Origin of the sequence: Nocardia barduliensis, from assembly GCF_013315795.1 — a bacterium.
Lineage (GTDB): Bacteria > Actinomycetota > Actinomycetes > Mycobacteriales > Mycobacteriaceae > Nocardia > Nocardia barduliensis.
The window spans coordinates 88,179-105,963 of sequence record NZ_JABLTE010000011.1 but is presented as its reverse complement, the minus strand read 5'-3'; the positions used below and the strand labels follow the sequence as shown (position 1 = coordinate 105,963).

Genomic DNA, 17,785 nt, shown 5'->3' with positions numbered 1-17,785 from the left:
CGAATACGCACTGGGCGAAAGGCGATGGGCGTGGATCCGTACAACACCGGGCAGTTCCGTATCGAGGCGGAGGCCGAGCCCATCGAAAGCCTCGCCTGGCTGCTGGGATTCACCGAGCAATACATCGCCGGCTGGAACAGCGGGGACGGCGCGGCGGTCGCGAAATGCGTCACCGAGGACACGATCTGGCACGACCCCTCGCTGGACGCGCCCGCGCACGGGCGGGCGGGCGTGGCGAAATTCGTCGCGGACACGGTGCGCTCGTTCCCGGATGTCGCCTACACCAACCCGTTTCCGCCGGTGCTGGCCGCCGACGATCGGATCGCCCTGGTGCCGTGGCGGATGACCGGGACCCATCTCGGCCCGATCGACCCGCCCGGCTTCGGGCCGACCGGCAAGCGGATCGACCTGCTGGTCATCGACGTATGGCAGTTCCGCTCGGGGCTGATCTGGCGTAGCCAGGCCACCTGGGACCTGACGGAGATGTTGCTGCAATTGGGTCTGATGCCGCCGCGCGGAAGCGCCGCGGAGCGCGCGATGGCACGCGCCCAGCGGTTGCGGTCCCGGCTGCCGTTCTGACCGGAACCCGGCGCGCGGAAGTCAGTCGCCGAACTTGTCGGCGAAGCGCTCCACCGCCAGCAGGACCGAGGTGCCGACGGTCTCCAGCTCGGCGCCCATGCCCACGAGAAGATTCACGATCGCGGGCACCAGCACTTCCAGCAGGCCGTCGTCACCTAGATGTCCGGCCATCTCCAATTGGACGAAGCCGAACAGTCCCATCCACAGCTGCGCTGCGGCCGAGCGGACATCGGGGGTGTCGATCAGCCCGGCTTCCTGTGCGCGCCGCACCGCGCCGACCACGTGGTCGAAGGTCTCCGCGTAGTGCTCGAACTCCGAATCGTGCCCGGCCACCAGCACGTTGCCGCGGTTGATCTTCATGTCGATCCGCGTGCCGGTGCCGAACATCAGCTGGAACAGTTCCGGCCTGCGCTGGGCCTCGTCCCGGAAGACCAGGCCGAGCACGAGCAGATCGGTGATCGGCTCCTCGCTCACCCCGGCGGCGGTCATGCGCTCGGCCAGTTGGGCGAAGCCGGCGGAACCCGCCGCCCGGATCAGGCCGGGCATTCCCCCGAAATTCGAGTACACGGCCATCGTGGAGACACCGCACATGCGCGAGACGCGGCGGACGGTGAGCGCGTGCAAACCCTCGGTCGACACCACCTCGACGGTCGCGTCGATCAGGCGATCGCGCAGAGCGGTGTTCATCGAGTCCGTCCCGGCAGGGCGCACGGCTAATTCGGTTGTTCCGGCAGTCTGCTTGCTCATCGGTTCCGTTTCCCCAAACACGGTCAAGCGGTGACGCATAGGTTCGCCGGCACGCTGTCTTCGGGAATGCGGTATCGCGGCGCGGCCGAGTACCCCCCGATCGTCCCCACCGCGAAGGCCGCCGGTATCGGGGCCGTTCGTGGCCGGAGTGCCCGGCCATGCCCTGGCAGTGCCGGGGGAACGACATCTCTCCCCATCGATGCACCATCGACTCGCTCGGTCCGGAAAGCTGATCGTGGTTCATCGCGCACAGATATCTCCGTTCTTGCCGCACGAACGGGCGGGCAGAGCATGAGGTGGGGCCGCGTTCGCGGACTACGAAGAGTAGGCGCACCCGCCGGGCGGTGCGTGTCGGAGGTGAGTGTCGTCACTGAAACTCTATGTGATTCAGCGTAACATCGACGCCCGATCCGCCAAATGGTTTGCGCGCTCTTCGAATTCGTCGCGCCACGCCGTGCTGTGACATCGGACGGCGGGGACGCCGGAGTTTTGGGCGCGATGACAATGGCCGTCCGCCCGGTGTTCGGCATATGCTGTCGAAAACTGGACAAATGGGATGTCGGCTCGGTGAACGAGTGAGCGTATCGCGTATTTGTCAAGATCGACCTCGAAACTGCGGAAGCGGCGACTCGCCGGCCCTGGAAACGGTCCGGGAAGGTGGCATCACCGCATCACCGGCGAGAGGATGACGCGCCTCGGCAATCGGCTGCTGCCGTTTCTCGATCCGCGCGGTCATGAACACGCGGCAACGTTATCGTTCGCATGGGACAGTTTCGTGGGTGGGAGGTCGGCCGATGTCGTCATCGATTCCGGGAATCGTCGCGTGGCCGGTAATCGGCTTCGTCGCGGCCGTGCTGGCGGGCCGGTGGTTGCTGGTTCGCGACACCACCGTCGACAGACTGCTGAATCAGCTGTTCGGCTGGGGCTTACTGAGTCTGCTGCTGTATCGCTGCACCATGACGCCCGGCGTCGCGAGCCTCGCTCATCAACTCTCGCTGGGCTGCACGGTGATGGCGTCGATGTGCCTGCAGGGGATCGTCCGCATCTGGGCCTTCGACGCGGACCCGGTCGCGGTCCGGCGCAGGCACCGCGTCTGCGGCGGGCTGGCGGCCGCGTCCACCGCCGCGATCCTGCTGGCCGGCGCCTCGGCGCGGCAGGAAGGCAGAGTGGTCGACCTGACCCTGGACGCCGAGGGATTGGTGGTGTGGACCGCCTTCGGTCTCCCGCTGCTGGTGAACGTCTCGCTGCTGGCCCGCATGTGCGTCCGGGAGCTGCGGGCCGGTGGTATCGGCCTGGCGGAAAAGCTGGTATGCGGCCTGATGATCTGGGCCGCAACACTTTTCGGAGTGAACCTGGTGCTGTCGACGGTGCGGGCCTGCACCGGGTGGCAGGGCTGGGGCGGGCATCTGATCAGGATCGAGGCGACGGTCACCATCTGTCTGGTGCTCGACGCGGCGGTGGTCGCCATCCCACTGATCCGGTCACTGCTGGCCGCGGCGGAACTCGACCGGGCCGGACGATTCTGCCGCAGGCTGCGTCCGCTGTGGCGGGATCTCACCACCGCCGTTCCCGAGATCGTGCTGCGGCCCGCCGCGGGCGAGCGGGCCGACCCGGGGACCCAGCTGCTGCGGATGACCGTGGAGATCCAGGACGCGCTGCTGCATCTCGGCCGCTACGCCCCGGTGTCGGCCGCACCGGCCGGCTCCGGATGCCCGATGACCGACTACGCGCGCCGAGTGGCGTGCGCGGCGGCGGCGCGGAAGGCGGGGACGGAGCCGATCGGATCGAACCCGGCCCGGTTGCCGGTCCCTGCGGCGGATTTCGACGCCGAACTGCGGCAACTGCTCGATCTGGCCCGGGTCTGGCCCGCGGCCCGCGCGGCGGCGGGCGAGCGGGTGGCCGTCGGCGTCGGCTAGAGCACCGCTTGGGTCTGGGTCACCTTCGCGACCAGCCTGTCGGCGTCGTCCCGGAGCACCGTCTCGATCACGATGAACGAACGTCCGGCGTGCAGCGGCGTCGCCTCGGCGATGGCGTGCCCCGAGCGGACCCCGCGCAGGAAATTGGTCTTCGACTCCACCGTGGTGGTGCCCTGCTTGCCTTCGGGCAGATTGAGGAACGCGCAGACCGCGCCGGTGGCGTCGGCGAGCGACATCAGCACCCCGCCGTGCAGCACGCCGCCGAGCGTGCACAGTGATTCGTCCCAGGCCAGGCGGCTGCGCACCAGTTCGGGTCCGTGGGCGAGGACCTCGACGCCGAGGCGTTCGGTGAACGGCATGCTCTGGTGGAACAGCTTGGTGCCCGTCTCATCGATCATGGCCGCGATCCTGCCCGCCGCCGGTCGTCGCGTCTATTACCGCACGGGTAATCATCGGCTGGGCAGCGCTGGACCTGCGGCGAATGCCTCCGCCGGACATCGGAAGCGGTCGCGGCTCGACCATGTCCGTGCCGCCACCACGTACGGCGGAGGTCGCCGGGCCGAGCTCGGGCGGTGGCCCGTTCAGCTCATCCGTGCCACGAGGGCGTCGGGTAGATGGGGGAGGGCGAGGTCGATCAGGCGCCACGGCCACCCCGGCACGCAGGCCCGGCGGCGCTCCTTCTCGATGGCGGCGACCATCGCCGCGACACCCTTGTCCAGAGGCGCGACCATCCGCGCGTCACCCGCTTTGGCGGCCATGTCGGTGGCGATGAATCCCGGCAGCAGCGTGGTGACCGCGATCGGCGTGCCTGCCAGCTCGGTGGCCAGCCCCTCGCCGAGTGCGGCCAGGCCCGCCTTGCTCGCCGAGTAGGCCGCCTTCTTGCCGGGCAGACCGCGCACCGCGCTCATCGATGAGACGAGGACCAGATGTCCGGCGTTCCCGGCGCGGAAGATCTTCAGCGCCGCTTCCGCCTGAGCCAGCGCGCTGACGAAGTTCGTCGTCGCGGTCGCGAGGTTCGCGTCGGCCCGGCCGCTGCCCACGCGCGCTCCCTTGCCGATCCCGGCATTGACGATCACGCGGTCCAGTCCACCGAGCTCGTCGCGCAATTCGCCGAACACCGGCGCCACCGCCGCGTGGTCGTCCACGTCCAGTGCGCGGACCGCGACGGTGACGCCGGGATGGGCGGCCGCCAGTTCGTCGCGCAACGCGGTGAGCGCGTCGAGCCTGCGGGCGCACAGCGCGAGATCGCGGCCCTTGGCCGCGAAGTCCCGCGCCATGGCGGCCCCGAGGCCGGCGCTCGCGCCGGTGATCAGAATCTTGCTCCTCGTCATGCGGCCGACCCTAGCTTCTGTTGAACGCCAGTCAATAGTCGCCCGGCGCGCGCCGCCCGGTTCAGCCGCCGAAGGACCCGGTGGGCGGCGGTGTCGGCAGTAACCGCCACGGACCGCAGTTCGCGGTCTTGAATCCGACGTCGGTCGGCTTGATCACCACCCGCACCGGACTCAGCCGGGTGTGGTTGTTCGCGATGATGTTCTGCATATTCGTGTTGTCGCCCTCGACCTTCCACAGCCTGGCCCAATCGCAGGCGTAGGCGGGGTCGGGTGTGCCGGGCGCCTCCCAGACCCCGGGGGCGATGTCGACGCCGACCAAATAGACGCCGTCGTGCGCGATGGTGTTCGCCGGTTCGGCCGCCGCCGTTCCCGTGGCGAGCAGGGTCAGCGCGGAGGTCATGGCCCCAGCGAGTAGGAGCGTGCTTGCACGCATACCGGTTCTCCTCGACTTGTGCTACCGCCGCGCGCACGGGCATTGTTCGTTCGTGGTCGCGGCCGATTCCGGAGATCCCCGCATCTCCGCGGCCAGAAATACCAGAACCGACCGGGTGGTGTGCCGGAAATCCGCGATCCCGGCGGTCTGTGCCGGCTGTGCCGAAGCCGGCGTGAAGGCCGAGTCCGTTCCCCGCACGCGGATTCGTCCGTCGGATTGTGGATGGATTTCGGGCGGCTCAGCTACTTGTTTCTTTGTCTCCGTTTCCCGCGCCGATATCGCTGCGGTAACCTTGCGCGGCACTCGCTATCAGGACTTTGCCGACTCGCCGAAAAATTCAGCGCGCCGATCGGCATGGCGCCGGTCGGAGTGCACTACGCTCTGCTATCTCTGTGCAAACCATCGAGGCCGGTCGTACGGCCGGACGCTGGACATGCGGTAACACTTCGATAACGCTCCTTGCTTTGCTGATACACACGTTGCCAGAGTTAATTACTGGGTTTGGTGTTACAAGTGGGAAGGGAGGGGCGCTCCATTCCGGGGCGCCGACCGCACTATGAAGCCAAGCATCGTCAAAGCCGGTATCTGTACCGCCGTCACGGCCGCGGTGACGGTGACGTTGTCCGGGTTGCTTCCGGTCAGCGCGCATGCGGCGCCGTCGGCGCTGGACATGTCGAAAAAGCTCGCGGGCAAGACCGTTTTCCTCGATCCCGGACACCAGGGGTCGAACCACTCGCAAGATCTGGCCAGGCAGGTCAGCGATGGTCGCGGCGGCACCAAGGACTGCCAGACCACCGGGATGACCACGATGAACGGCGTTCCCGAGCACACCATCACCTGGAACGTCGCGCAGGTGGTCAAGACGTCGCTGGAGACGCTCGGCGCCCGCGTGGTGCTGAGCCGCCAGGACGATATGAACTGGGGCGGCTGCGTCGACGACCGGGCCCGCGCGGCGAGCCAGTCGGGCGCCGATGTCGCCGTGAGTATCCACGCCGACAGCGCGCCCGCGCAGTATCGCGGGTTCCATCTGATCGTCCCGGAACTGCCCATCCCGAATCTGATCGTCGATCAGGTCCAGTCGGGAGCGGGTCTGGCCGCGTCGAAATCGGTGCGCGACGCGTATCGCGAGGCGGGATTCCCGCCCGCGAACTACGGCGGCGTGGTGGACGGCCTGCAGACCCGCAAGGATGTCGCCGGGCCCGCGCTGACCACCGTTCCGGTCGTCTTCCTCGAGATGGGCAACGGCGCCAACCCCGAGGACGCGGCGCTGCTGGAATCACCCGATGGGCAGCTCAAGCACGCGATCGCGCTCACCACCGGCGTGGTCGGCCACCTGCTCGGCGTACCGCCGGGGGCGTCGTCGGATCAGCAGGCGGCGCAGTCCGTTCCGCAGGGCGCGTCGTTCGATCGCCCCGCGGCGAATCCGGAGACGCCGCAGGGGCAGACGAACCCGGCGGCACCGCAAGCACAAACCAGCCCGGGTACTCCGCAAGCGCAGACCAACCCCGGTACGCCGCAAGCGCAGACCAGCCCGGGTACGCCACAGGCGCAGACGAACCCGGCGGTTCCGCAGGCTCAGACGATTCCGGCGGTGCCGCAGAGTCCGGCGGCTCCCGCTGTGCCGCAGGCGCAGTCCGCGCCGGGCACCACGCCGCCGGGTACGGCCACACCGCAGTCCCCGGGTACGTCGGCGGCGCCGAGTTCGCCGGGCACGTCCGGAAACCAGTCGCCGGGCGCGCCGTATGCCCAGCAGTCGCCCGGGACCGCGGGCGGCAACGCGTCGATCATGGAGTTGTTGATGCCGTTGGCGAAGATGCTCGGCCTCGACGACAACGCCATCACCACGGAGCTGATCAACCTCGGCTACAGCCTGGCGGCCATGCTGCTGGGGTCGTCGAAATAGTCCGCACACCGAACCCACCGGACGCCATCCCGCCGGTGCGCGGGTGGCGTCCGGCTTCCTCGGCGGGCCGCGCGGCGCACTAGGGTGAGCGGAATGGCTGACCGGATTCCAGTTGTGCTGGTCGCGGGGTTTCTCGGTTCCGGGAAGACCACGCTGCTCAATCACCTGCTGAAGGACAACCGGGGAACGCGGATCGGGGTCGTCGTCAACGACTTCGGGGCGATCAACATCGATTCGATGCTGGTCGCCGGGCAGGTCGACGCGATGGTCTCGCTCGGCAACGGCTGCGTGTGCTGCGCGGTCGACGTCACCGAACTGGACGAGCTGTTCACCCGGCTCACCCAGCCCCGCGCCGGGATCGACGTGATCGTGGTCGAGGCCAGCGGCTTGGCCGAGCCGCGCAACCTCATCCGGATGGTGGTCGGCAGCGACAACCCGCGACTGCGCTACGGCGGCTTGGTCGAGGTGGTCGACGCCGACGAGTTCCCGCGCAGCAGCGCCCGTCACCCCGAGCTGCGCACCCATCTGCGGCTGGCCGATCTCGTCGTGGTCAACAAGGCGGATCGGGTTCCGTCCGAGCAGCTGGCGCGGCTGCGGGCGGACATCGCGGCGCTCGTCGGTTCGGTCCCGGTGTACGCGACCACCTACGGCCGGATCGATCCCGGACTGCTGTTCGACGAGCCTGCGCGCCGAGGCCCGCTGGTGGCCGAGCAACTGAGCTTCGACGAACTCCTCGCCGAGCACGACCACGATGACCACGCCGGGCACCGCCATCTGCACGACGACTACACCAGCGTGTCGTTCGCCAGCGGCCGAGCGCTCGATCCGCGCAAGCTGATCGGCTTCCTGGAGGACCCGCCACCGGGATTGTTCCGGGCCAAGGGTTTCGCCGCGTTCGGGGTGGCGGACGAACGCAGGAAGTTCGTCCTGCACATGGTCGGCCGCCACATCGTCTTCGAGCCGGGGCACTGGTCGCGGGGCGAAGCGCGGGGCGCGCGGCTGGTGCTCATCGGTGCGGGGCTGCACACCGACTCCGCACTGGCCCGGCTGCGCGAGACGGTGCACGACGCCGCCGATCCGCTCGACACGCAGAGCATGCTCGGCGTGTGGCGCTATACACCGCACTGAGACGTCAGATTGGCGCGTTCGGTCGCGACCTGTCGCGTTCGGTGCTGGTGACAGAGCGGTCTTCTCATGAGACTGAATGCGGTGTCCGCCGGTCGGCGGGCGCCGGGAGCGAACTGCCGCGAACGGCGCCGCTCGGCAGCCGATCCGTGACCGACCCGATCGTCCTGCGACCGATGGGAGTTTCCCGTGTCAGATTCCATGGAGAGCGCCACCGCGTACGTCATCGAGGCGCTGGAAGCCAAGGGCACCGCCACCCGCGACGACTTCGACGTGCCCGCGATCGTGGCCGAGACCCACGCACTCACCAACAGCTGGGATTTCCGGGCGATCGAGGACGCGACGTTCTGGTCGATCGCGGCGCGTTACCTCAGGCCGTGAACGTGCGCTCGACCCGCTCCGCGCGGTGTGCGGCGGTGGCCAGCGACCACCGCCGAGCGGCTCGCCGCATCGAAGCCGGGTCGGAGTAGCCGAGGATCTCGGCCTGGCGCGACGGACTCAACGGCCCGGCGGCGCTCGCGGCGACCAGTCGGGCGCCGCGGGCCCGATCCAGTTCCGTGCGCCAGGTGGTGCCCGCCTCCCGCAACCGGCGCTGGAGCGTGCGCGGGCTGATGGCCAGCTTGCGCGCCACCCGCTCCAGGGACGCGTCACCGTCGTGCAGGCAGTCCGCCAGGGCCGCCGCGACGCGCTCGGGCCAGGCGGTGGCCAGCGGCGGCGGTGGTGGAAGGGCGGCGGCCAAGGGCTGGAGTATGCCGGCCAGCACCGGATCGCTCGTGGTCAGCGGCAGGTCCATGTCCGAGGCGCGGAAGGTCATGGCATCCACCGGCGCGTCGAACTCGATCGCGGTGGTGCCGAATACCTCGACGAAGGTGTCGGTCCTGGCGGGCGCGCGCTGGCGCAGCGCGACCCGCAGCGGGGCCAGCGGTCCGCGCACCACGCGCCGTGCCCGGCTGAGCACCGCGCTCAGGCCCCACAACTGGGTCAGGTCGCGGCCGCGGCCCGCCCCGTCGATCATGTCCAGGTACAGCGTCACCTCGTGGTCGTTCTCCGCGACCAGGTCGAAGCGGTGGTTGGTGGTCACCGCCGCGACGTACGGCCCGCAGGTCGCCAGTCCGGCGCCCAGTGTGGGGGCCGAGGAGAACAGATAGTCGTAGAGACCGAGGCAGGTGAGCTCGTAGCGGCTCGCCACGTTGAGCGCGACGTTCGGGTCGCCCAGTTCGTGTTCGGCGATCTCCCACAACCGGGAGAACGTCCGGCTCGGCAGGTGCGCGTCGTCGCCCGCCATGGTCCACTCCGGCAACCCGGATTCCCGCAACAGCCGGGCCCGGTCGACACCGGCCGCGGTGAGCTGCGAGACGACGAATCGGTGGAGCAGCACCTGGTCGGTCCCCATCGCGCGCTCCCTTCTCCCACCGCGACCGATCGGCCGCCCCGGCCTACCGGCGCGGCGAGACCGAGCCTGTTCCGTCCGCAGTGCCGCGGGCGCTCCGAGCGCGACACCGCGACGCGGCCACGCTATACCCGCCGTGTTGATTCGTCATGAGATTCCTGTGACGGGCGGATCACCCGCAGGCGTTCACCCATTCGGACAGGCCGTCGGCGAACAACTGGCGCTTCCAGATCGGGACTTCGTGTTTGATCCGATCCACCAGTTCGGCGCAGGCCGCGAACGCCTCGCCGCGATGCGCCGCCGCGACCGCGACGACGATCGCGTCGTCGCCGATGCCGAGCGACCCGACGCGGTGCACGGCGGCGACCGGCAAGCCGTGCGCGGCGGCCAGTTCCGCGCAGACGGAGTGCAGGAAGCGCTCCGCCTGCGGATGCGCGGAATACTCCAGAGCCGAAACGGACTGCCCGCCGTCGTGGTCGCGGACCTTCCCGGTGAACACCACGACCGCGCCGTAGTGCGGTCCGGTGACCGCCGACTCGACCTCCGCCGCGTCGAGCGGCTGATCGCTGATCCGGGCGAGCCGGACCGTGGCCTCAGCCGTTGTCATGACTTCCACCTCCGGCAACTTGTGCGAGCAGATGACCCAGCAGCGGTTCCAGCACGGCGATACCGTCTCGAACGCCGCCCGGCGAGCCCGGCAGGTTCACGATCACCGAGTGTCCCGCGAGTCCGGCCACACCGCGACTGAGTGCGGCGAGCGGGAATTTCGCGGTGCCGCGCTGCCGGATCGCCTCCGCCACGCCCGGGAGCTCACGGTCGAGCACGGCGAGGGTGGCCTCCGGGGTCGCGTCGGTGGGAGAGGCGCCGGTTCCTCCGGTGCTGACGACGAGGTGGGGTTCGAAGCGCAGCGCGTCGGCCAGCCCGAACTCGATCTCGGCGTCGGCGTAGACCAGCGGACCGCGCACCGCGAAGCCGAGACCGGTCAGCCAGTCCACGAGCAGCGGACCGGTGGTGTCGACGCGGGTGCCCGCCGCTACGCCGGTCGACGCGACCAGGACCACGGCCGAGTGTTCCGCCTCGTCGAATTCCGGTTCGGTGGCCTCGGGCGTTTCCGCCCCGGCGGCAAGGTCCTCGCCGGTGGACGGCCCGCTCGCGCTCTCCTCGGCGGGGCGCTCCCAATGTCCGTGCTTACCGCCTTCTTTGGTGAGCAGCCGCACGTCGGTGAGGGTAGCCGCGGGATCGACCGCCTTCACCATGTCGTGCAGCGTGAGCCCGGCGACCGCGACCGCGGTGAGCGCTTCCATCTCGACACCCGTGGGGCCTTTGGTCTTCGCGGTGGCCTCGATGGTGATGGCGGTGTCGGTGAAATCGAACTCGACCCGCACCGACGAGAGCGCCAGCTGATGGCACAGCGGAATCAGTTCGGAGGTCTTCTTCGCCCCCGCGATGCCCGCGATGCGGGCGGTGGACAGCACGTCCGCCTTCGGCAGGTCGTCGGCCCGGACCAGCGCGACCACCTCGGCCGTGGTGCGCAACTCGCCTGCCGCGACGGCGATCCGGGTGGTGTCGCTCTTCGCGCTCACATCGACCATGCGGGCGCGACCTTCGTGGTCGACATGGGACAGCTCGCTCATAACGACCACACTCGCACAGGCGCTCCCGCGGGCAGTGCGGTGACCTCGGCGGGCACGTCGATCAGCACGTCGGCCCACGCCATGGCCGCCACGAGATGCGAGCCCGCGCCGGAGACCACCTCGACCGCTTCCGGCTGCCCGGCCGCCTGCGCGGGCCCCGGCCGCGCGCGGACCAGCTTGCCGCGCAGGAACTGACGCTTCCCCTCCGGCGAACGCGGCACGGCGGTGCGCAGCGGAAGCTCGTAGGCGTCCACCTCGGGCAGCCCTGCGAGGTGGCGCAGGATCGGGCGGGCGAACACCTCGAACGACACCATCGTGCTGACCGGGTTGCCGGGGAAGCTGAGCACCGGCACGCCGCCGACCACGGTCAGTCCCTGCGGGCCGCCCGGTTGCATCGCGACCGAGCCGAACTGCCCGCCCATCGGCTCGAGCACGTCCTTGACCACCTCGAAATCGCCCTTGGACACCCCGCCGGAGGTGAACACCACGTCGGCGCGCTCGGTGGCGGCCGCGAGCAGCGCGCGGAAGCGCCCCGGATCGTCGGTGCTGTGCGCGACCGAGACGACCTCGACGCCGTTCGCCGCGAGCGCCGCGGCGAGGGCGACGCCGTTGGAGTTGTAGATCTGCCCGGGCCGCAGCGTTTTCCCGGCCGCGACCAGCTCGTCGCCGGTGGTGATCACGGCACCGCACACCGGGCGGAAGACCGCAACCTCGGGCAGCCCGACCGCGGCGAGCGCGGCGACGTGCCGGGGCGCGAGCACGGTTCCCGCGTGCACGAGCAGGTCCCCGGTCCGCACGTCGGTGCCCGGTTCCCGCACGAATTCGCCTGCGGCGCGGCCGCGTTCGATGGTCACCGTGCCGTCGCCCGCGCGGGTGTCCTCCACCGGGACGACGCAGTCCGCGCCGGGCGGGATCGGGGCGCCGGTCATCACCTTCATCGCCGCACCTTCCGGCAGCGGCGCTCGCCCCGCCGCGCCCGCCGCGACCACGCCGGTCAAGGGCAGGGTGACCGGCGCGACCAGCACCGATTCCGCGCGCACCGCGTATCCGTCCATCGCGGAGTTGCGGAACACCGGCAGGTCGATCGGCGATCGGACGTCCTCGGCCAGCTGCCTGCCCAGCGCGCGCGGCACCGCGACGGACTCGACCGCGCGCGCGGCCAGCGGCCGCAGCAGCTGTTCGATGCTGTCGCGGTAGTCGTCGACGGGCCTGGCCGAGAGGCCGGCGGGCCGGGGGTTCATGCGAGTCAGCCTAACGCCCGATCGGAGCGGTTTTCCGCCGCTGCCGCCGGGCGCCCGTTCGCGAGCGGGTCGCTCGGGTCGCGGGCAGGCGCCTCACCGCCGGTCCGTGATCGTGGTGAGCCTCGGGTTGGGTATTCCGCCCGCTGCCGAATCGGGACAGGCGGTCATAATGGACGTGTGACTCTGGTCGAGATCGGGATTCCCGCCGTGCGTTCCGGGCGTCCCTCGCTCGACGGCCGTCCCGACACCCCCTACTTGCTGGATCGTTTCGGGCGCGTCGCCCGCGACCTACGCGTATCCATTACCGAGAAGTGCTCGCTGCGCTGTACCTATTGCATGCCGGAGGAGGGGTTGCCGGAGATTCCCCGGCACGAACTGCTCACGGTGGACGAGATCGTGCGGCTGGTGCGCCTGGCGGTGCGCGACCTCGGGGTGCGCGAGGTCCGCTTCACCGGGGGCGAGCCGCTGATGCGCCGCGACCTGGAACACATCATCTCCGGCTGTCATGCCGAGGTGCCGCACATCCCGCTGGCCATGACGACCAACGGCATCGGGCTCGAGCACCGCGCGTTCGGCCTCGCCGCGGCGGGCCTGCACCGGGTGAACGTGTCGCTGGACACCGTCGACCGGGCCGGTTTCGCCCGGTTGACGCGCCGCGACCGCCTCGAATCGGTGTTCGCGGGCATCCGCGCCGCCCGCGCCGCGGGACTGGCCCCGATCAAGGTCAACGCCGTCTTGATGCGCCAAACCCTCTCCGGCGCCGCCGATCTGCTGCGCTGGTGCCTGGACGAGGGCTGCGAACTGCGTTTCATCGAGGAGATGCCGCTCGACGCCGACCACGAGTGGGCCCGCACCAACATGGTCACCGCCGCCGAACTGCTCGACGTGCTCGGCGCCCGGTTCCAGCTCACCGAGGCAGGCCGCGCCGATCCGTCGGCTCCGGCGGAGAAGTGGCTGGTCGACGGCGGCCCCGGCACGGTGGGCATCATCGCCACGGTCACCCGCAAGTTCTGCGACACCTGCGACCGCACCCGGCTCACCGCCGACGGCATGCTGCGCTCCTGCTTGTTCAGCGACCAGGAGTTCGATCTGCGCCGGGCGCTGCGTTCCGGCGCAGGCGACGAGGAGGTCGCGAACCTCTGGCGCGGCGCGATGTGGAACAAGTGGGCAGGTCACGGCATCGATGCCGAGGGCTTCGTCCCCCCGGAGCGGACGATGGGAGCCATCGGTGGTTGAGATCCGCTATTTCGCCGCGATCGCCGACGCCGTCGGCAAGGACGGCGAAACCCTGGACTTCCCGGCCGGGGCCACGGTGGCCGATCTGCGCGCGACCCTGTCGGCGACCTACGGGCCCGACCTGGACAAGATGCTGTCGGTGTGCGCCTACCTGATCGGCGACGAACTCACCCGCGACCCCACGGTCGAGATCGGCCCGCGCGTCGACGTCCTGCCCCCTTTCGCGGGCGGATAGGCCGCGCCCCGGCACGCGGCGGTCTACAGTCGCGCTGTGGTGCAGAGCAAGGCGAGCGATGTCGACGGCTATCTGGGCGAGGTGCCCGAAGCGCGCCGGGAGGCGCTCACCCGTCTGCGCGAGCTGTGCCGTGCCGAATTGACGGGCTTCACGGAGGTCATGGCATACGGCATGCCCTGCTACCAGCGCGACGGTGTCGGAGAGATCGCGTTCGCGAACCAGAAGCAGTACATCTCGTTCTATCTACTGCGTCCCGACGTGCGCGCGGCCTTCGCCGATCGTCTGGCGGGACACGACATGGGCAAAGGGTGCCTGCGTTTCCGCGCGCCGGAACGGATCGACGTCGAGCTGATCCGTGATCTGCTGCGCGCCACCGCGGCGGGCGAGGGCGGGCTGGTCTGCTGAGACTTCGCGAAGTTTTCCGCGCGGGTGTGTAGAGAACGGCGGGTGCGGTTCGTCGTCCGAGTAGCAAGGGGTATCCGAGCCCCTCGATGCGAGGAAGGATGACGCTATGCACTACCTGGCGACACTGGTAGGACGCGAAGACGAGCCGGCCGTGCGGCCCGGCACACCGGAGTTCGATGCCGAGGTGGCGAGGTATGCCGCGTTCGAGCAGCGCGCGGGCGCCGCGGTAGCGGGCGGGGTGGCGCTGTTCCCCTCCGCCGACGCGCTGCACATCAGGCGCGCGGGTGGGCGGACGCTCGTCACCGACGGCCCGTTCACCGAGCAGGCCGAGGTGGTCGGCGGGTTCTACGTCTTCGAGGCCGCCGACCTGGACGAGGCCATCCAGCTGGCGCGTCAGGTGCCCGCGGCCGAGGACGGAGCGGTCGAGGTGCGGCCCATGGTGATGTGGTCGCCGCACGACACCCCGCGCGCGGATTGGTGGCTGGCACTGCTGTGGGAGGCTCCGGACGCGGTGATCGCGCCGGACGCTCCGGAGTGGGAGGCCGCCGTCGCCGAGCACGAGCGCTTCGGCGCGAAGTACGCGGCGGCCATTCGCGGCGGCGGGGCGCTGCAACCGCCGTCCTCGGCGACCACGGTGCGGGTGCGCGACGGGAAACTGCTGCTCACCGACGGGCCGTACGCGGAACTGGCGGAAGTGGTCGACGGGCTGTACCTGTTCGCCGCGCCGGACCGCGAACAGGCGGCGGAGATCGCGGCGGTCATCCCGCTCGGCGAGCGCGGACGCACCGAGCTGCGCCGAGTCGTGGACCTGGGCGACTGACGGTGCGGACGGGCCCGGCCGCGACGATCGACGCCGTCTACCGCGCCGAGTTCGGCCGGGCCCTGGCGACGGTGGCCAGGACGATCGGCGACATCGGACTGGCCGAGGACGCTGTGCAGGAGGCGTTCGCCGACGCCGTGCGCACCTGGCCCGAGCGCGGCCTGCCGTCCAACCCAGGGGCATGGATCACCACGGCCGCTCGCAATCGGGCGCTGGACCGGCTGCGGCGCGAATCGGTGCGAGCGGCCAGGGAATTCGAGGCGGTCCGCGCCAGGGCGCCGAGCGAAGAGGAGGTGTCGCCGGTGCCGGACGACCAGCTGCGAATGATCTTCGCCTGCTGCCACCCGGCGCTGGCGCGGCCCGCGCAGGTGGCGCTGACGCTGCGCCTGGTGTGCGGGTTGCGGACCGCCGAGATCGCGCGTGCCTTCCTGCAACCGGAACATACGGTGGCGCAACGGCTGACGCGCGCGAAGGCGAAGATCCGGCAGGCGGGCATCCCCTTGCGGGTGCCGCCCGCGCAGCTGCTGCCCGAGCGGGTGCCGGGTGTGCTGGCGTGCGTGTACCTGGTGTTCACCGAAGGGTATTCCGCCAGCTCGGGACCCGCCGCGGTGCGAGACGAGCTGTGCGACGAGGCGATTCGGCTCGGCAGGCTGCTGTGCCGGTTGCTGCCGCGCGAGCCCGAGGCGCGCGCGTTGCTGGCGCTGATGCTGTTGCAGGACAGCCGCCGGGAGCAGCGCCGGCGCGCCGACGGGGAATCGGTACCGCTGGAGGAGCAGGATCGGGCCGGGTGGGATCGCGCGATGATCCGGGCGGGCCTGGCCTGCCTGCGATCCGCCGAAGCCGACGGCTCCGGCCCGTACCTGGTGCAGGCGCGGATCGCCGCCGCGCACGCCACGGCGCCGAGCTGGGCGCAGACCGATTGGCACGCCATCGTCGCCGGGTACGACGAACTGCTCCGGCTCACCCCGTCACCCGCCGTCTCGGTGAATCGCGCCGTGGCCGTGGGCTTTTCTCGTGGGTTCGAGGCGGGCCTGGCCGCGCTCGACGAGATCGCCGGCGATCCGCGACTGGCCGGGTCGCACGTGATCGCCGCGACCCGCGCCGACCTGCTGCGGCGCGGCGGCCGCCCGCGGGAGGCCGCGCGGCACTACCGGGCGGCGCTGGAACTCGCGGGAAACGACCAGGTGCGGCGATTTCTGGCGCGACGCCTCGCGGAGTGCGAGTCGGTCTAGACGCTCAGCGCCACCAGGTGTCCAGCGGAGTCACCGGGACGGTGCGCTTGTGGCGGGTGTCGCGGAAGATCTTCTCCAGCCGCTCGGCGACCTCGGGAGTGACCTCCTTGCCCTCGAGGTAGTCGTCGATCTCGCTGTAGCGCAGGCCGAGTGCCTCCTCGTCGGGCAGGGCGGGCCGGTCGTCCTCCAGATCGGCGGTGGGCACCTTGGACCAGATGCTGGCGGGCGCGCCGAGTTCCTGTAGCAGCGCGGCGCCCTGACGCTTGGTGAGACCGGTCAGCGGGGTCAGGTCGACGCCGCCGTCGCCGTACTTGGTGAAGAAACCGGTGACCGCCTCCGCGGCGTGGTCGGTGCCGACAACCAGCAGGTTCTCCTGCCCGGCCAGCGCGTACTGGAGCACCATGCGTTCGCGCGCTTTGAGGTTGCCGCGCACGAAGTCGCGCAGGTTGTCCACCTGCAACGCGGACGCCGCCTCGGCGGCCGCCGCGTTCGCGCTGGGGCGGATGTTCACCACGACCTGCCGATCGGGCCGGACGAAGGCCATCGCGGTCCGCGCGTCGGCCTCGTCGGCCTGCACGCCGTAGGGCAGGCGGACGGCGAGGAAGGTGGCGTCGGCGCCGTCGGCGCGCAGTTCCTCGACCGCGAGCTGGCACAGCCGACCGGCGAGCGCGCTGTCCTGCCCACCGCTGATACCGAGGACGAAACCTCGTGCGGGAGTGGCATTCAGATAATCCTTGAGGAAATCGACCCGGCGGCGTACCTCGTCCTTCGGTTCGATGGTGGGGCGGACGCCCAATTCACTGATGATCTGTTCGCGCAGGTTCCCCATGGCGCCCGAGTCTACTGGCCGATCACCGGACGACAACGCGCCGAACGACGCTCTCCCAGTTGTCGCCGATCTGCTCGCGGGTATAGCCGAGAACCCGCATCTGGTGCAGGATCAGCGCCGCGCCCAGCATCGCCAGCAGCCAGTCGGCGAGGAGCGTGAGATCTCCGGGCGCGTCGGCCTGCCGCAACAGCATCACCACGTGCGCGCGCAGCAATCCGTACGGGCCGCCGGAATAGCGGTCTGCGGCCTCGCCGAGCTCGGCGGCACGGTGCAGTTCGCCTTCCACTTCGATGTCCAGGAGCCGGGTCCGCCCGAAGGCCACCAGCCGTTCCACCGGAGGCGCGCCGGGGCCGAGCGGCGGCGGTCCGAAGATGAACGCCTCCTGGTATTTGCGCTCCGAGTGGTCCAGCAGGGCCAGCATCAGGCCGGACCGGCTGCCGAACCGGCGGAACACCGTGCCCTTGCCGACGCCGGCGCGTTTGGCCAGCGCGTCCATGGTGAGACTGTCCACGCCCTGTTCGCGCACCAGCTGCTGCGCCGCGTCCAGCAGCAGCCTGCGGTTGCGCGCCGCGTCGGCGCGCTCGGCGGGCTCCGATGTGCCGGGCAGCGGCGGGCCGACGTCCAGCAGCCGGCGCGGACCGGATACGGACGCATCGGATGTGGGGTAGTTCACAGCGCTCACGCAGACTCCGCGGGAAGTAATCGGACCATGGTCCGGTTAGTGTGTGG

The 17,785-nt window shown here is 70.4% G+C and carries 20 protein-coding genes; 10 read left to right on the top strand and 10 right to left on the bottom strand.

From position 1 onward, the window contains the following. Positions 1-30 precede the first annotated feature (30 nt). On the top strand, positions 31-579 hold the full coding sequence (locus HOV91_RS07830) for an ester cyclase (protein WP_174184778.1): 549 nt from the start codon (positions 31-33) through the stop codon (positions 577-579). Positions 580-600: 21 nt separating this feature from the next. Here the strand turns inward: HOV91_RS07830 and HOV91_RS07825 are convergent, their stop codons facing one another. Further along, positions 601-1,326: a TetR/AcrR family transcriptional regulator gene (locus HOV91_RS07825; protein ID WP_174184777.1), complete on the bottom strand. Its 726-nt coding sequence runs from the start codon at positions 1,324-1,326 to the stop codon at positions 601-603. A gap of 794 nt (positions 1,327-2,120) precedes the next feature. Between HOV91_RS07825 and HOV91_RS07820 the strand changes: the two genes are divergently transcribed. Next, a complete protein-coding gene (locus tag HOV91_RS07820) occupies positions 2,121-3,242 on the top strand; it encodes an MAB_1171c family putative transporter (RefSeq protein ID WP_174184776.1) in 1,122 nt (373 codons plus the stop codon). Here HOV91_RS07820 and HOV91_RS07815 read toward each other — a convergent pair. The 3 genes from HOV91_RS07815 to HOV91_RS07805 form a co-directional block, all read right to left on the bottom strand. After that, positions 3,239-3,640, bottom strand: coding sequence for a PaaI family thioesterase (locus HOV91_RS07815; RefSeq protein WP_174184775.1), 402 nt, complete (start codon positions 3,638-3,640; stop codon positions 3,239-3,241). The genes HOV91_RS07820 and HOV91_RS07815 overlap by 4 nt on opposite strands. Before the next feature lie 183 nt (positions 3,641-3,823). Next, positions 3,824-4,573 (bottom strand): SDR family oxidoreductase, encoded by a 750-nt coding sequence (locus HOV91_RS07810; protein ID WP_174184774.1) that lies wholly within the window; start codon positions 4,571-4,573, stop codon positions 3,824-3,826. Between the two features lie 61 nt (positions 4,574-4,634). Then, positions 4,635-5,006: an Rv1352/Rv1906c domain-containing protein gene (locus tag HOV91_RS07805; RefSeq protein WP_174184773.1), complete on the bottom strand. Its 372-nt coding sequence runs from the start codon at positions 5,004-5,006 to the stop codon at positions 4,635-4,637. Positions 5,007-5,562: 556 nt separating this feature from the next. On the opposite strand from HOV91_RS07805, the gene HOV91_RS07800 reads away from it, so the two are divergent. From HOV91_RS07800 to HOV91_RS07790, 3 genes are all read left to right on the top strand, one after another. Next, a complete protein-coding gene (locus HOV91_RS07800; protein WP_174184772.1) occupies positions 5,563-6,909 on the top strand; it encodes an N-acetylmuramoyl-L-alanine amidase in 1,347 nt (448 codons plus the stop codon). Positions 6,910-7,002: 93 nt separating this feature from the next. Further along, positions 7,003-8,037 carry a CobW family GTP-binding protein gene (locus tag HOV91_RS07795; RefSeq protein ID WP_174184771.1) on the top strand — a complete coding sequence of 345 codons (1,035 nt, stop codon included), beginning with the start codon at positions 7,003-7,005 and terminating at the stop codon, positions 8,035-8,037. A gap of 186 nt (positions 8,038-8,223) precedes the next feature. Then, positions 8,224-8,415, top strand: a complete 192-nt coding sequence (locus HOV91_RS07790; RefSeq protein WP_174184770.1) for a hypothetical protein — start codon at positions 8,224-8,226, stop codon at positions 8,413-8,415. On the opposite strand, the gene HOV91_RS07785 is transcribed toward HOV91_RS07790, so the two are convergent. From HOV91_RS07785 to HOV91_RS07770, 4 genes are all read right to left on the bottom strand, one after another. Continuing rightward, positions 8,405-9,427, bottom strand: coding sequence for an AraC family transcriptional regulator (locus HOV91_RS07785; protein ID WP_174184769.1), 1,023 nt, complete (start codon positions 9,425-9,427; stop codon positions 8,405-8,407). The two genes, HOV91_RS07790 and HOV91_RS07785, sit on opposite strands and share 11 nt — an antisense overlap. Before the next feature lie 169 nt (positions 9,428-9,596). Then, a complete protein-coding gene (locus HOV91_RS07780) occupies positions 9,597-10,031 on the bottom strand; it encodes a molybdenum cofactor biosynthesis protein MoaE (RefSeq protein WP_174184768.1) in 435 nt (144 codons plus the stop codon). Next, a complete protein-coding gene (gene moaCB / locus HOV91_RS07775) occupies positions 10,018-11,058 on the bottom strand; it encodes a bifunctional molybdenum cofactor biosynthesis protein MoaC/MoaB (RefSeq protein ID WP_174184767.1) in 1,041 nt (346 codons plus the stop codon). The genes HOV91_RS07780 and moaCB overlap by 14 nt, the downstream gene beginning before the upstream one ends. Beyond that, positions 11,055-12,299 (bottom strand): molybdopterin molybdotransferase MoeA, encoded by a 1,245-nt coding sequence (locus tag HOV91_RS07770; protein ID WP_174184766.1) that lies wholly within the window; start codon positions 12,297-12,299, stop codon positions 11,055-11,057. The genes moaCB and HOV91_RS07770 overlap by 4 nt, the downstream gene beginning before the upstream one ends. 177 nt (positions 12,300-12,476) lie before the next feature. Here HOV91_RS07770 and moaA point away from each other — a divergent pair, with 177 nt between their 5' ends. From moaA to HOV91_RS07745, 5 genes are all read left to right on the top strand, one after another. Beyond that, on the top strand, positions 12,477-13,535 hold the full coding sequence (gene moaA / locus HOV91_RS07765; RefSeq protein WP_174184765.1) for a GTP 3',8-cyclase MoaA: 1,059 nt from the start codon (positions 12,477-12,479) through the stop codon (positions 13,533-13,535). Beyond that, the gene (locus HOV91_RS07760; protein ID WP_174184764.1) at positions 13,528-13,770 is read left to right on the top strand and encodes a MoaD/ThiS family protein; all 243 of its coding nucleotides are present in this window, start codon (positions 13,528-13,530) and stop codon (positions 13,768-13,770) included. The genes moaA and HOV91_RS07760 overlap by 8 nt, the downstream gene beginning before the upstream one ends. Before the next feature lie 36 nt (positions 13,771-13,806). Further along, on the top strand, positions 13,807-14,175 hold the full coding sequence (locus HOV91_RS07755; RefSeq protein WP_174184763.1) for an iron chaperone: 369 nt from the start codon (positions 13,807-13,809) through the stop codon (positions 14,173-14,175). A gap of 106 nt (positions 14,176-14,281) precedes the next feature. Further along, positions 14,282-14,995, top strand: coding sequence for a YciI family protein (locus HOV91_RS07750; protein WP_174184762.1), 714 nt, complete (start codon positions 14,282-14,284; stop codon positions 14,993-14,995). Positions 14,996-14,997: 2 nt separating this feature from the next. Next, on the top strand, positions 14,998-16,227 hold the full coding sequence (locus HOV91_RS07745; RefSeq protein WP_174184761.1) for an RNA polymerase sigma factor: 1,230 nt from the start codon (positions 14,998-15,000) through the stop codon (positions 16,225-16,227). Between the two features lie 4 nt (positions 16,228-16,231). Here HOV91_RS07745 and nadE read toward each other — a convergent pair whose 3' ends face one another. Further along, on the bottom strand, positions 16,232-17,056 hold the full coding sequence (gene nadE / locus HOV91_RS07740; protein WP_174184760.1) for an NAD(+) synthase: 825 nt from the start codon (positions 17,054-17,056) through the stop codon (positions 16,232-16,234). 22 nt (positions 17,057-17,078) lie between these two features. Beyond that, entirely contained in the window at positions 17,079-17,684 is a 606-nt protein-coding gene (locus tag HOV91_RS07735) for a TetR/AcrR family transcriptional regulator (RefSeq protein WP_174184794.1), read from the bottom strand. Positions 17,685-17,785 lie beyond the last annotated feature (101 nt).

What these genes read in the sequence shown, in the direction of transcription:
- HOV91_RS07825 (WP_174184777.1), bottom strand. Translation starts at nt 1,326, where the DNA reads ATGAGCAAGCAGACTGCCGGAACAACCGAATTAGCCGTGCGCCCTGCC.
- HOV91_RS07820 (WP_174184776.1), top strand. Translation starts at nt 2,121, where the DNA reads ATGTCGTCATCGATTCCGGGAATCGTCGCGTGGCCGGTAATCGGCTTC.
- HOV91_RS07815 (WP_174184775.1), bottom strand. Translation starts at nt 3,640, where the DNA reads ATGATCGATGAGACGGGCACCAAGCTGTTCCACCAGAGCATGCCGTTC.
- HOV91_RS07810 (WP_174184774.1), bottom strand. Translation starts at nt 4,573, where the DNA reads ATGACGAGGAGCAAGATTCTGATCACCGGCGCGAGCGCCGGCCTCGGG.
- HOV91_RS07805 (WP_174184773.1), bottom strand. Translation starts at nt 5,006, where the DNA reads ATGCGTGCAAGCACGCTCCTACTCGCTGGGGCCATGACCTCCGCGCTG.
- HOV91_RS07800 (WP_174184772.1), top strand. Translation starts at nt 5,563, where the DNA reads ATGAAGCCAAGCATCGTCAAAGCCGGTATCTGTACCGCCGTCACGGCC.
- HOV91_RS07795 (WP_174184771.1), top strand. Translation starts at nt 7,003, where the DNA reads ATGGCTGACCGGATTCCAGTTGTGCTGGTCGCGGGGTTTCTCGGTTCC.
- HOV91_RS07785 (WP_174184769.1), bottom strand. Translation starts at nt 9,427, where the DNA reads ATGGGGACCGACCAGGTGCTGCTCCACCGATTCGTCGTCTCGCAGCTC.
- HOV91_RS07780 (WP_174184768.1), bottom strand. Translation starts at nt 10,031, where the DNA reads ATGACAACGGCTGAGGCCACGGTCCGGCTCGCCCGGATCAGCGATCAG.
- moaCB (WP_174184767.1), bottom strand. Translation starts at nt 11,058, where the DNA reads ATGAGCGAGCTGTCCCATGTCGACCACGAAGGTCGCGCCCGCATGGTC.
- HOV91_RS07770 (WP_174184766.1), bottom strand. Translation starts at nt 12,299, where the DNA reads ATGAACCCCCGGCCCGCCGGCCTCTCGGCCAGGCCCGTCGACGACTAC.
- HOV91_RS07750 (WP_174184762.1), top strand. Translation starts at nt 14,282, where the DNA reads ATGCACTACCTGGCGACACTGGTAGGACGCGAAGACGAGCCGGCCGTG.
- nadE (WP_174184760.1), bottom strand. Translation starts at nt 17,056, where the DNA reads ATGGGGAACCTGCGCGAACAGATCATCAGTGAATTGGGCGTCCGCCCC.